9 protein-coding genes are annotated in these 13,217 nt (G+C 64.8%); 7 read left to right on the top strand and 2 right to left on the bottom strand.

What is annotated here, in order from left to right:
• Positions 1–268: 268 nt before the first annotated feature.
• From LQK81_RS05865 to exoR, 5 genes are all read left to right on the top strand, one after another.
• Positions 269–1,666 carry a TolC family outer membrane protein gene (locus LQK81_RS05865; protein WP_230804254.1) on the top strand — a complete coding sequence of 466 codons (1,398 nt, stop codon included), beginning with the start codon at positions 269–271 and terminating at the stop codon, positions 1,664–1,666.
• A 188-nt stretch (positions 1,667–1,854) separates the two neighbouring features.
• Complete coding sequence (locus LQK81_RS05870) at positions 1,855–2,613, top strand: PopZ family protein (protein ID WP_230804256.1); 759 nt, start codon at positions 1,855–1,857, stop codon at positions 2,611–2,613.
• Positions 2,614–2,741: 128 nt separating this feature from the next.
• The gene (locus LQK81_RS05875; RefSeq protein ID WP_230804258.1) at positions 2,742–5,582 is read left to right on the top strand and encodes a valine--tRNA ligase; all 2,841 of its coding nucleotides are present in this window, start codon (positions 2,742–2,744) and stop codon (positions 5,580–5,582) included.
• A 354-nt stretch (positions 5,583–5,936) separates the two neighbouring features.
• Positions 5,937–7,253 (top strand): outer membrane protein transport protein, encoded by a 1,317-nt coding sequence (locus LQK81_RS05880; RefSeq protein ID WP_442967067.1) that lies wholly within the window; start codon positions 5,937–5,939, stop codon positions 7,251–7,253.
• Positions 7,254–7,701: 448 nt separating this feature from the next.
• On the top strand, positions 7,702–8,505 hold the full coding sequence (gene exoR, locus LQK81_RS05885) for an exopolysaccharide production regulator ExoR (protein ID WP_230804262.1): 804 nt from the start codon (positions 7,702–7,704) through the stop codon (positions 8,503–8,505).
• Between the two features lie 85 nt (positions 8,506–8,590).
• Here exoR and xth read toward each other — a convergent pair whose 3' ends face one another.
• Both xth and erpA read right to left on the bottom strand, forming a co-directional pair.
• Positions 8,591–9,376 (bottom strand): exodeoxyribonuclease III, encoded by a 786-nt coding sequence (gene xth / locus LQK81_RS05890; RefSeq protein ID WP_230804264.1) that lies wholly within the window; start codon positions 9,374–9,376, stop codon positions 8,591–8,593.
• Between the two features lie 216 nt (positions 9,377–9,592).
• Positions 9,593–9,925, bottom strand: coding sequence for an iron-sulfur cluster insertion protein ErpA (gene erpA / locus LQK81_RS05895; RefSeq protein ID WP_230804266.1), 333 nt, complete (start codon positions 9,923–9,925; stop codon positions 9,593–9,595).
• 213 nt (positions 9,926–10,138) lie between these two features.
• On the opposite strand from erpA, the gene LQK81_RS05900 reads away from it, so the two are divergent.
• Entirely contained in the window at positions 10,139–11,356 is a 1,218-nt protein-coding gene (locus LQK81_RS05900) for a deoxyguanosinetriphosphate triphosphohydrolase (protein WP_230804269.1), read from the top strand.
• A 68-nt stretch (positions 11,357–11,424) separates the two neighbouring features.
• Entirely contained in the window at positions 11,425–13,185 is a 1,761-nt protein-coding gene (gene argS / locus LQK81_RS05905; RefSeq protein ID WP_230804271.1) for an arginine--tRNA ligase, read from the top strand.
• Positions 13,186–13,217 lie beyond the last annotated feature (32 nt).

A 13,217-nucleotide genomic window follows, 5' to 3' on the forward strand; every position in this document is an offset into this window, starting at 1 on the left:
CGGCGAGTCTGCCGCACCGGGATCGCAACGCGGGGGCGGGGCGATTGCAACACATCGGAGACCGGAGGGCGGTTTCGGATGGAGGGTGGGAAACCATGATGCTTCGGCAGCAATGCTGACGACGGGGAATATCCACAAGTCGGCGCATGGCGCGGAATACGGCGGCGGAAATCCGCCGTATTCGCAGGAAACATGCGGCGCAGCGCGCGCAGAGACGGCGCTGTCCCGCCGAGGGGGTCGGTCCACCGGTCCAGTCTGGAGTTCATAGGTGTCCATCTTGCGAAAGTCCGCGCTCGCCGCGGTGCTCGTTCCCGCTCTTCTGGCGACGACGCTGCCGGTGTCCGCAGAGACCGTGGCCGGTGCCATGGCCAAGGCCTACGCCAACAATCCCGACCTGAACGCCGCCCGCGCAGCACTCCGCGCCATCGACGAGAACGTCACGATCGCCAAGGCGACGATGCGCCCGCAGATCAACGGCGTGGCGGAAGCGAACGCGACGCGGCGGATCTACGACAAGCCGATCTCGTCGGGCCTGTTCGGGCCGGAGATCAAGAGAACCGACACATTCACCTCCGCCTTCGGCATCTCCGTCAGCCAGCAGATCTTCGACGGCTTCCAGACCCTGAACAATGTCCGCTCCGCCGAGGCCAACGTGCTCGCCAACCGCGAAGCGCTGCGGGCCCAGGAGATCAGCATCCTGCTGGCCGCCGTCGAGGCCTACGCGAACATCGCCCGCGACCAGGCCATCGTCGGTATCCGCAAGCAGAACCTCGCCTTCCTGCGCGAGCAGCTGAATGCGTCGCGGGCGCGGCTGGAGGTGGGCGAGGGCACGCAGACCGACGTCAGCCTGTCCGAATCGCAGCTTGCCGAGGCGCAGGCGCTGCTGGTGTCCGCCGAGGCGCAGCTGAAGACGAGCGAGGCGGTCTATTTCCAGATCGTCGGCGACGTGCCGAAGAACATCAAGCAGCCGGGCCCGGCGACGCGCGGGATCCCGCCGACGCTGGACCAGGCGGTCGCGATCGGCATGCGCGAGCATCCGACGATCCTGTCGGCCGAACGCAGCGTCGATGCCGCCGGCTACAACGTCAAGGCCGCCGAAGGCACCATGCTGCCCGGCGTCTCCATCCAGGGCGACGTCTTCAAGTCGGTCAACGGCAGCGGCAGCACCAACGACAACGTCGAAGGCAGCATCTCCGCCCGCGTCACCGTGCCGATCTACCAGGGCGGCGCCGAATACGGTCAGATCCGCCAGGCGAAGGAACGGCTCGGCCAGCAGCGCATCCTGGTCGATTCGGCGAGGCTCGAGATCCAGCAGACGATCATCTCCGCCCATACCCAGCTGGAAGCCGCCCGCGCGGCGATCCAGGCGAACCTCGCCGAGATCGAGGCCGCTGACATGGCGCTCAAGGGCGTCATCGAGGAACGCAACGTCGGCCAGCGCACCACGCTCGACGTGCTGATCGCCCAGCAGACCGTTCTCGACGCGCAGGAAAGCCTCGTCCTTTCCCGCCGGGTCGAGGTCGTCGCCAGCTATTCGCTGCTGGCCTCGATCGCGCGCCTGACGGTCCGCGGCCAGAATCTGAAGGTCGCCGAATACCGTGCCGAGGAGCACTACCAGGCGGTCAAGGACAAGTGGTTCGGCCTGCGCACCGTCGACGGCCGCTGAGCCTGCCCCGGCGGCTGCGCTATTGCCCGCCATTGGCATCGCCGATAAATCTGTGCATCACTGTTGAGAGTTGATTCGCGACGATTTTTTTGCCCTCGCGAGTGACCTATGGTCTTGCTCATCCGCACCGCCTGCATGCCGCCGAGGCGTGCCCGGAAGGTCGGGCGGGGCAATGAACGGGGATGAAAATGGCTCAGCCGAACGTAGCGCGCGAACCGTCGATGGACGAGATACTGGCGTCGATCCGACGGATCATCGAAAGCAACGAGCCGCCCATCGGCGGGCCGGCCGCCTTCGCCCCGATCGCGTCCGAGGACGATTCCGCAAGCGACGACGACGGCTTCGGCGCGGAGGTGATCGCCGCCGATCGCCCGTCATTCGATCGTTCCCCCTTCGACCGTTCTCCGTTCGTGCGCTCGCCCGTCGAGGCGCCGGTGCAGGCCGTTCCGGTGCAGCCGCCGGTAGTCGAGCCGGAAACGCGCGCCGCCCAGCCGGCCATGTCGCTCGCCGATGTCGCAGCCCGGGTGCGGGCCGCCTCGGAGCGCAATGGCATGCTCCTGCGCGAGCAGGCCGCCCGTCCGGTGTCCGAGGCCGAACCGGAGACGGCACAGGCGGAGAACCCGTTCGCGGCATCGCCTGTCGCGGCCGAGGACGCCGGCGAGCCCCTTCCGTCGCCGCTTCCGTTCGCCGAGCCTGCATCCGTTTCGTCGGCCGACGCGCCCTCGCGCGGTTCGCTGATCTCGCCCGACATCGGCGCCAAGGTCGCTCATTCCTTCGGCGCGCTTGCCGAGGCGGTCGAGGCCGGTCCGCGCCGCTCCTTCGATGAGATTGCCGAGGACATGCTGCGGCCGATGCTGCAGGAATGGCTGGACGACAACCTGCCGACGCTGGTCGAGCGCCTCGTGCGCGAGGAGATCGAGCGCGTGGCGCGCGGACCGCGCCGTTAAATCGACCTGTTTCTCTGCTGCGATGGGCCGCGCCGGAACGGGCGCGGCTTTTCTTTTGCGGATGTTGACTTCAATCTAGGCATCCGGTTTAGAACCGGTGACCGAAACTGTTGGGTATGGCCAGTAAGATGCTTGAGAAAACCTATGATTCCGCGGCCGTAGAACCGAGAATTGCCAAGATCTGGGAAGAGGCGGACGCGTTTCGCGCCGGCGCCGGCGCAAAGCCGGGCGCCGAGACCTTCTCGATCGTGATCCCGCCGCCGAACGTGACCGGCTCGCTGCACATGGGGCACGCGCTCAACAACACGCTGCAGGACATCATGGTCCGCTTCGAGCGCATGCGCGGCAAGGACGTGCTCTGGCAGCCGGGCATGGACCATGCCGGCATCGCCACCCAGATGGTCGTCGAGCGCAAGCTGATGGAGCAACAGCAGCACCGGCGCGAGATGGGCCGCGACGCCTTCGTCGAGAAGGTCTGGGAGTGGAAAGCCGAATCCGGCGGCCTGATCTTCAATCAGTTGCGCCGCCTCGGCGCGTCGGCCGACTGGTCGCGCGAGCGCTTCACCATGGACGAGGGCCTCTCGGAGGCCGTTCTCGAAGTCTTCGTAAGCCTTTACAAGGAAGGGCTCATCTACAAGGACATGCGCCTTGTGAACTGGGACCCGAAGCTTTTGACCGCGATTTCCGATCTGGAGGTCGAGCAGGTCGAGGTCAACGGCCATCTCTGGCACCTGCGCTATCCGCTGGAGCCGGGCGTCACCTATCAGCACCCGATCGCCTTCGACGATGACGGCAAGGCGACGGAGTGGGAGACGCGCGACTATCTCGTCGTCGCCACCACCCGTCCGGAGACCATGCTGGGCGATACAGGCGTCGCCGTCCATCCGGACGACGAGCGCTACAAGGCGATCGTCGGCAAGCACGTCATCCTGCCGATCGTCGGCCGCAAGATCCCTATTGTCGCAGACGAGTACCCGGACCCGACCGCCGGCACCGGCGCGGTCAAGATGACGCCGGCGCACGACTTCAACGATTTCGAGGTCGGCAAGCGCCGGGGCCTGCGCGCCGTCAACATCCTCACCGTCGAGGGCCGCATCACGCTGAAGGAGAACGAGGACTTCCTCGAAGGCCTCGACCATCCCGCCGCCCTGCACGGTGCCTGGGACCAGCTTGAGGGCAAGGATCGCTTCGAGGCACGCAAGATCGTCGTCGAGATCATGGAGGAGGCGGGCCTCGTCGACCGGATCGAGCCGCACAAGCACACCGTCCCCCACGGCGACCGCGGCGGCGTGCCGATCGAGCCGCGCCTGACCGAGCAGTGGTACGTCGACGCCAAGACGCTGGCGAAACCGGCGGTCGCGTCCGTCCGCGAAGGCCGCACCAACTTCGTCCCGAAGAACTGGGAGAAGACCTATTTCGAATGGATGGAGAACATCCAGCCCTGGTGCGTCTCCCGCCAGCTCTGGTGGGGCCACCAGATCCCGGCCTGGTACGGCCCGGACGGGCAGGTCTTCGTCGAGAAGACCGAGGAGGAGGCGCTGCACGCCGCCATCCAGCACTACATCTCCCACGAAGGCCCGTGGAAGGCCTGGGTCGAGGAGAAGCTGGAGAACTTCGAGCCCGGCGAGATCCTCACCCGCGACGAGGACGTGCTCGACACCTGGTTCTCGTCCGCGCTCTGGCCGTTCTCGACGCTCGGCTGGCCGAAGGAGACGCCGGAACTCGATCGCTACTACCAGACCGACGTGCTGGTGACCGGCTTCGACATCATCTTCTTCTGGGTCGCCCGGATGATGATGATGGGCCTGCATTTCATGAAGGACGACCTCGGCAATCCGATCGAGCCGTTCCACACCGTCTATGTCCACGCGCTGGTGCGCGACAAGAACGGTCAGAAGATGTCGAAGTCGAAGGGCAACGTCATCGACCCGCTCGACCTGATCGACGAATACGGCGCCGACGCGCTGCGCTTCACTCTCGCCATCATGGCGGCGCAGGGCCGCGACGTGAAGCTCGATCCCGCCCGCGTCGCCGGCTATCGCAACTTCGGCACCAAGCTCTGGAACGCCACGCGCTTTGCCGAGATGAACGGCGTCCGGCTCGATCCGCAGTTCGTGCCGGAAGCCGCGTCGCTGACGATCAACCGCTGGATCCTGACCGAGCTCGCCCGCGCCGCGCGCGACGTCACCGAGGCGATCGAGACCTACCGCTTCAACGATGCGGCCGGCGCGCTCTACCGCTTTGTCTGGAACCAGGTCTGCGACTGGTACCTGGAGCTCCTGAAGCCGGTGTTCAACGGCGAGGACGAGGGCGCCAAGGCCGAATCGCGGGCCTGCGCGGCCTATGTGCTGGAGGAGACCTACAAGCTCCTGCATCCCTTCATGCCCTTCATGACCGAGGAGCTGTGGGCGCATACGGCGGCCGAAGGCAAGGAGCGGCAGGGGCTGATCTGCCATGCCGAATGGCCGACGCCCGCCTATGCCGACGAGGCTGCCGCCGACGAGACCAACTGGCTGGTCGATCTCGTCTCCGGCATCCGTTCGGTCCGCTCCGAGATGAACGTGCCGCCCGCAGCCGTCGCGCCCCTCGTCATCGTCGGGGCCAATGCGCAGACGCGCACCCGGCTGGAGCGCCACGAGGCGGCAATCCGCAGGCTCGCCCGCGTGGGCGAGATCGTGCTGGCCGGCGAGGCGCCGAAGGGATCGGCGCAGATCGTCGTCGGCGAGGCCACCGCCTGCCTGCCGCTCGGCACGCTCATCGACCTCAAGGCCGAGGCCGCGCGGCTGGAAAAGGCGATCGCCAAGGCGAACGGCGAGGCCGACCGCATCCGCGGCAAGCTCGCGAACGAGAAGTTCGTCGCCAACGCCAAGCCCGACGTCGTCGAGGCGGAACGGGAGCGGCTGGCGGACCTCGATCAGCAATTGTCGAGTCTCGGCATTGCACTTGCCCGTGTCGTCGAGGCCGGCTGAGTCGGTTTCGGACGCCCCTTTCAGCAAGACTTCGGACCGCGCCGCACCCCAGCGGCGCGGTTTTCGTTTGTGCGCGGACCAATTCGCCCAATGTGTTTGAAAAGTGACACACCGTCACTTCACTGGAAAACGATACTCTAAAATTTAAGGGTTTTCGGCTATTCGGGAAAAATTGATCTAACTCCGCCGGATTTTTCGCAGGACGGAGGCGAACTTACGTAATTCAGGCAACCGCATGTCACCGACGGTGCCGCGAACTGGCGTTTGCAAAGCTTTCGCGGCTCTTTGATACTCTTGGCGATCGCGGCGGATCCACGAAAACGGGGCAGCCGCGGAGAATACCTGGGGGGATTGATGAGAAGAATGACATTGACGTCGGGGATCGCGGGACTTGCGGCGCTCGCCGTTTCCACCTCGGCGCTGGCCGGCGGCCTCGAGCGGCACGGCTACGACGTGGACCTCCTGTTCGAGAGCTCGCCGTTCTTCTTCGACGGATCGGTGACCTATGTCATGCCGAACCGGAAGATCAAGAATGCGCGTGACCACAGCGTTCCGGCGGATGATCCGACCAACCTGAACAATCTCGGTTACTCGACGACAGCAGACGAATACGAGAACTACGCCGATCCCTATGTCGGCGGAAAGGCTGCGATCGGCGATTCCATCGACTGCATGGTGGACTATTCCGAGCCCTGGGGCGCGAGTTCCAATCCCGGCCAGAACTGGGCGGGCGCCAAGGACATGACCGAGATCGATGTGTACAGCCGCAACTACGGCGGCACCTGCTCCTACAAGTTCGATGCAGGCCCGGGCCAGTTCCGCATCATCGGCGGCGGCTTCTACCAGGAGATCGGCGGCCACAAGGAGGCGGTAGTCTTCTCCCCCGACATCCTGCCCGGCATGGGCGCGCTCATCGGCCAGGATTTTTCCAACTACAGCGGCCTCGGCCGCCTCGAAGGCATGAAGGACAGCAGCGGCGGCTGGCGGATCGGCATCGGCTATGAGATCCCCGAATACGCCATGCGCGCGAGCCTCGTCTACAACAGCCGCGTGAAATACGACAGCATCGACGGCACGCTGGACCTGACCGGGGTGCCGGCCGCCGCAGCCCTGCTCGAGCTCGATCCGATGAGGCAGGCGCTCTATTCGCGCATCTTCGGCAACAGCACGCCCGTCACCGGCTCGGCGACGCTGCCGGATTCGCTCGAACTGAAGCTGCAGTCGGGGATCGCGCCCGATTGGCTGGCCTTCGGTTCGATCAAGTGGACAAACTGGAGCCTGCTGCAGAGCGTGCAATTCACCTGCAACGGCAGTGCCGCCTTCTGCGGCACCGCCAACGGCGTCCCGCTCACCTCGCTCGATCTCTACTACCGCGACGGCTGGACGGTCACCGGCGGTGTCGGTCACAAGTTCAACGAGCAGTGGAGCGGCGGCGTCAGCCTGACCTGGGATCGCGGCACCAGCACCGTCACCGGCTCGCAGTCCGACAGCTGGACCGTCGGCCTCGGTGCGGCCTATGCGCCGACCGAGAACGTCGAGCTCCGCCTCGCCGGCGCGCTCGGTGTCCTGACGAGCGGGGAGTCGAACCCGATCAACATGACGACCACGAGCTACGAATACGGAACCGACTTCGTCTCGGCGCTCTCGGGCGAGTTCAAAGTTAAATTCTGATTGACCTTATGCGAATTGATGAAGGCCCGGGCCATACCCGGGCCTTTTTTGTCGTCAATAGTGGCTCAAAGCTGAATTTCCCCTTGGGGATATGGTTGACGAGAACTCTTCTCCTTCGGCGCATGTGCCGAATTGGCAACACATTCTTTGCGATAGTTTGCTACACAGGAGTGAGGAGCCGTCTTGTCCATTTCCCGCCACAAACGGGGAGCAGCGATGGGCTCGAGAGCGCGCTTGTGGACGAGCGCCGAAGGAACCGATGAACCGAGTGACGCCATACGTGACGGGATTGCCAGAAGGACGCCTTGACCGGGCGTCGGCATCCCCCGTTTCCAGAAGCAGCGTGGCGCACAGTCGGAACATGGATGACCTTGTTCAAGTCCTTGTTCCAACTCTGGAAATCCGTATGCCGCAATATGCGGTCCGGTGCGGAAGATAGCTGTAACCCATGTACAAGCCTGAGTCACTTTCCCTGAAATGCCTCGCAGTCGGCCTTTGTCTTTCCTTCGGCCAGGGCATGCTGGCCGCGCGGGCGCTTGCCTTCGATCCGGCTGCCGGCGTCAGCAAGGAGAGCCGCCCGTTCGACCTCTTCAAGTTCGGCTTCTTCTCCTACAAGGAAGGCCGCAAGGAAGATGCGATCGAGGCGTACCGCTATGCGGCCGAGAAGGGCCATACTGGGTCGCGCTGGGCGCTCGCCAACATGTATGCGGATGGCGACGGCGTTCCGGAGAACGATCTAGAGGCGTTCAAGATCTACAGCGAGATCGCCAGCCAGGGCGTGGAGCCGGGATCGGAAGACACGGGCTTCTTCGTCAATGCCCTGATCTCCCTTGCCGGCTACTACAGCCGCGGCATCCCCGACAGCCCGGTGCAGATCGACCTCGGCCAGGCCCGCCAGCTCTATTTCCAGGCTGCCTCCACCTTCGGCGTGCCGGAAGCCCAGTTCGAGCTGGCCCGGATGATGCTGTCGGGCGAGGGCGGTTCGGCCAACATCCACCAGGCCAAGAAATGGCTGAACCGGGCCCAGAAGAACGGCCATGCCGGCGCCATGGGCCTGCTCGGCAACATCATCTTCCAGGAGGGCCAGTCCGCCCGCGGCCTGGCCATGCTGACGACCGCGCTCGAACGGTGCGGCCCGAAGGATCGCCCCTGGCTGCAGGAGATGCAGGAACAGGCGTTCTCGCTGGCAAGCGAGAAGGACCGGCGCAAGGCTATTTCCATGGCCGAGGAAGCCAAGGCCGGCGTCAACTGATCCGACCCACGGCCAGCGCAACATTGCTGCAACTGTCTGACGGCCCGCTATAGAGCGATCCGAAAATCCGGGCCGTCCGGTCCGCTCACACCGCCAGATGCGCGACGACGGGGACGTGGTCCGACGGTTTCTCCCAGTTGCGGACATGCTTTTCCACATTAGTGCTCAAAAGCCTGTCGGCGGCTTCCGGCGACAGCATCAGGTGGTCGATGCGGATGCCGAAGTTCTTCGGCCAGCATCCGCCCTGGTAGTCCCAGAAGGTGTAGAGGGGCGTGGCGTCGGTCGTGGCGCGCACGGCGTCGGTGAAACCAAGGTTTTCCAACCGGCGGAACGCCTGACGGGTCGGCGGCAGGTAGAGCGCGTCGTTTTCCCACACTTTCACGTCCCAGCAGTCGTGCGGCTCCGGGATGACGTTGTAGTCGCCGGCCAGCACGATCGGCTCCTCGAGCGAGAGGCGGTCTTCGGCGAACCGCGCCAGCCGCTCCATCCAGGCGAGTTTGTAGGGATATTTCACCGGGTCCTGCGCCGGGTTGCCGTTCGGCAGGTAGATCGAGCAGACCCGCAAGGCGCGCCCGCCGACCGAGAACACGCCCTCGATGAAGCGCGACTGCTCGTCGCCGTCGTCGCCCGGCAGTCCGCGGTTGATCTCGTCGGGGCGGATCTTCGACAGCAGCGCCACGCCGTTGAAACCCTTCTGCCCGTGCGTCTCCACGTGATAGCCGAGCGCTTCGACCTCGAGCCGCGGAAACGCCTCGTCCTGGCATTTGATTTCCTGAAGCGCGACGATGTCGGGCTGCGATTCCTTGAGCCAGGCGAGGAGATTGTCGATGCGCGCGCGCACGCCGTTGATGTTCCAGGTCGCGATCTTCATCGACAGTCTCCGAATCCAGCTGTGCCCGGGCGGGCCGCCGCCTTTCTAGCCGCTCGCCTGTCCTTTGACAAACCGGACCTCTGACAAACCGCATCGCCCGCCCGGACTGTGGACGCGCGCGAGTGCGGCACGACCCGTTCCGCCGCAGGCTAGACCGCGGTCATTGCGATACGGTGATTCGAGAAGGAGGCGGCGCGCCGCCTCTCCCTTGGCGGGTCAGATGGAGAAGCTGGTGCCGCAGCCGCAGCTCGCCACGGCGTTGGGGTTCTTGATCTGGAACGACTGGCCCATCAGATTGTCGACGAAGTCGATCTCCGAGCCGTCCATGTAGACGAGCGAGAGCTGGTCGATCAGGACGCGGGCGTCCCCCTTCTCCAGCACCATGTCGTCGTCGGCAGGCGCATCGACGAGATCGAACTTGTAGGAAAAGCCCGAACAGCCGCCGCCTTCGACCGAGACGCGCATGGCCTTCTTGGCCGGATCGGCGCTCAGGATGCTGGCGATGCGCTTTGCGGCGGCATCGGAGAGGGTCACGTTCTTGTCGTTCATCAAGGTCCTCCGGGCGGGTTCAAGGTCCGCCGAGAATCGATTCCGTGCCGGGCGCTTCCACCCCGGCCGTGCGCTGCATCGTAACACGTTCCGCAACCGCATGATATTGCTGGTAAACAGGCATTGCGCTTGCGATGCGGCTTTACGCTGTGCACACTATAGGTATGAAGGCATCGGGGCCGCGTCAATGGGCGGCCCGAATGCGGGTGAGCTATGACACTGGACAGACATGCCCTCGGCTTCGGCGCAGGCCAGCGGGCGATCTATGCGGCCGATCCCTGGACGAGCCGCGGCCGTCTTTTCGAGGAGGGCAGGAGCCCGACCCGTTCGGATTTCCAGCGTGACCGTGACCGGATCGTCCATACCACCGCCTTCCGCCGCCTGAAGCACAAGACCCAGGTCTTCATCGCCGCCGATGGCGATCACTATCGCACGCGGCTGACCCATACGATCGAGGTCGCCCAGATCGCCCGCGCGCTCGCCCGCGCGCTGCGGCTGGACGAGGATCTCGCCGAGGGCGTGGCGCTGGTGCACGATTTCGGCCACACGCCCTTCGGCCACACGGGAGAGGACGCCCTTCACGAGGCGCTGGAGCCCTATGGCGGCTTCGACCACAACGCCCAGTCGCTGCGCATCGTCACCAAGCTGGAGCGGCGCTATGCCGAGTTCGACGGGCTGAACCTGACCTGGGAGACGCTGGAGGGCCTCGTCAAGCACAACGGCCCGCTGCTGACGCCGGACGGGCAGGGCACCCGCGGCCCGGTCCCGCAGCCGATCCTCGACTACTGCGCCCTGCACGACCTCGAGCTTGCGAGCTTTGCAAGCCTCGAGGCGCAGGTGGCGGCGATCGCCGACGACATCGCCTACAACACCCATGACATCGACGACGGCCTGCGTTCCGGCTACCTCTCCTTCGACATGCTGGAGGAGATCCCGTTCCTGGCGAAGCTGATGGCGGAGGTGCGGCAGCTCTATCCGAACCTCGAGCCGGCGCGCTTCACCCACGAGATCATGCGCCGGCAGATCACTGCGATGGTCGAGGACGTCATCACCTATGCGCAGGCGGCGCTGCGCGCAGTCCGGCCGAAACGTGCGGACGACGTGCGCCAGGCCGGCCGGGTCATGGCCACGTTTTCCGAAGAAATGCTGGTCACCGACCGGCAGATCAAGAAGATGCTGTTCTCGCGGATCTACCGTCATCCCGAGGTGATGCGCGTGCGCGCCAATGCCGCCTCCATCGTCACCGACCTGTTCACGGCCTATATGGACGACCCGCAACTGATGAAGGGGCACTACTGGGTGGATCACATCCGCGGGATGCCGCAGGCCGCGAGGGCCCGCCATGTCGGCGACTATCTCGCCGGCATGACCGACAACTACGCGATCGATACCCACAGGCGGCTGTTTGACCACACCCCGGAATTGCGATAGTCACCCGGCCGACTGGAAATTCAGCGCTTTGGGCGCTTTGCGCCGCTTCTGGCGCGCGGATGGAAGACATGAACCTCTTTACTGATTTCGAGAGCAGGATCAAAAACGTACTTGAGGAAATTGATGTCGTGCGTGAAAAGCGCGCTGATCTCGATTTCGGCCGAGTCGGGGTCGAACCGCCGCGCGACGCCAGCCATGGCGACGTGGCCACCAATGCCGCGATGGTGCTCGCCAAGCCGCTCGGCACCAATCCGCGCGCGCTGGCCGAACTGATCGTGGAGAAGCTGCGCCAGGATCCGGAAGTGGCCGAGGTCACCGTCGCCGGCCCCGGCTTCATCAACGTCCGCCTGTCGGTCGGATACTGGCAGAAGGTGCTGGCCGACATGATCCGCAAGGGTACCGATTTCGGCCGCAGCGCGATCGGGGCGGGGCGCAAGGTCAACGTCGAATACGTCTCCGCCAATCCCACCGGGCCGATGCATGTCGGCCATTGCCGCGGCGCCGTGGTCGGCGACGCGCTCGCCAACCTGCTGGCCTTCTCAGGTCATGAAGTGACCAAGGAATACTACATCAACGACGCTGGTTCGCAGGTGGACGTGCTCGCGCGCTCCGCCTTCCTGCGCTACCGCCAGGCGCTCGGCGAGAAGATCGGCGAGATCCCGCCCGGGCTCTATCCCGGCGACTATCTCGTCCCCGTCGGCGAGGCGCTCGCCGCCGAATACGGCTCGAGCCTGCGGATCATGCAGGAGCACCAGTGGCTGCCGATCGTCAAGGACAGGACCATCGACGCGATGATGGCGATGATCCGCGCCGATCTCGACGCGCTGAACGTCCACCACGACGTCTTCTTCTCTGAACGGTCGCTGCATGCCGGCAACGGGGCGCCGATCCGCACCGCGATCAATGACCTGACCTTCAAGGGCCACGTCTACAAGGGCGTGCTGCCGCCGCCGAAGGGCCAGCTGCCGGAGGACTGGGAGGACCGCGAGCAGACCTTGTTCCGCTCCACCGAGGTCGGCGACGACATCGACCGGCCGCTGATCAAGTCGGACGGCAGCTATACCTATTTCGCCGCCGATGTCGCCTATTTCAAGGACAAGTTCGACCGCGGCTTCGACGAGATGATCTATATCCTCGGTGCCGACCACGGCGGCTACGTCAAGCGGCTGGAGGCGGTCTGCCGGGCAATCTCCGAGGGCAACGCCAAGCTGACCGTGCTGCTCTGCCAGCTCGTCAAGCTGTTCCGCGACGGCGAGCCGGTGAAGATGTCGAAACGCTCGGGCGATTTCGTCACCCTGCGTGAGGTGGTCGACGAGGTCGGCCGCGATCCCGTCCGGTTCATGATGCTCTATCGCAAGAGCTCCGAGCCGCTCGACTTCGACTTCGCCAAGGTCACCGAGCAGTCGAAGGACAATCCGGTCTTCTACGTGCAATATGCGCATGCGCGCTGCATGTCGGTCTTCCGGCAGGCGCGGGAAGCATTCCCGGGCCTCGACCTGAAGGATGTCAATCTTGCCGCTGCAGTCGAAGGCAGCATATCCGATCCGGCCGAACTGCAGTTGCTTGCCAAGCTTGCAGAGTATCCCCGGATCGTCGAGGCTGCAGCACTGGCGCACGAGCCCCACCGCATCGCTTTTTACCTGTACGATCTGGCCAGCGCCTTCCATGCGCATTGGAACAAAGGCAAGGATCAGCCGGACTTACGTTTTGTTAATGATAAAAACCGACAATTGAGTATAGCCAGACTCGGGCTGGTGTTTGCTGTTGCATCCGTTCTCAAGTCAGGCCTTGCCATTACAGGCACGGCCGCCCCGGACGAGATGCGATAGCGTCACCATTTGCCCACAATAAGCTGGCAAAC

Origin of the sequence: Rhizobium sp. GN54 (assembly GCF_021026345.1) — a bacterium.
GTDB lineage: Bacteria > Pseudomonadota > Alphaproteobacteria > Rhizobiales > Rhizobiaceae > Mycoplana.

Coding starts and splice junctions, on each gene's coding strand:
- exoR (WP_230804262.1), top strand. CDS start 7,702: ATGTACAAGCCTGAGTCACTTTCCCTGAAATGCCTCGCAGTCGGCCTT.
- erpA (WP_230804266.1), bottom strand. CDS start 9,925: ATGAACGACAAGAACGTGACCCTCTCCGATGCCGCCGCAAAGCGCATC.
- LQK81_RS05900 (WP_230804269.1), top strand. CDS start 10,139: ATGACACTGGACAGACATGCCCTCGGCTTCGGCGCAGGCCAGCGGGCG.
- xth (WP_230804264.1), bottom strand. CDS start 9,376: ATGAAGATCGCGACCTGGAACATCAACGGCGTGCGCGCGCGCATCGAC.
- argS (WP_230804271.1), top strand. CDS start 11,425: ATGAACCTCTTTACTGATTTCGAGAGCAGGATCAAAAACGTACTTGAG.
- LQK81_RS05870 (WP_230804256.1), top strand. CDS start 1,855: ATGGCTCAGCCGAACGTAGCGCGCGAACCGTCGATGGACGAGATACTG.
- LQK81_RS05880 (WP_442967067.1), top strand. CDS start 5,937: ATGAGAAGAATGACATTGACGTCGGGGATCGCGGGACTTGCGGCGCTC.
- LQK81_RS05875 (WP_230804258.1), top strand. CDS start 2,742: ATGCTTGAGAAAACCTATGATTCCGCGGCCGTAGAACCGAGAATTGCC.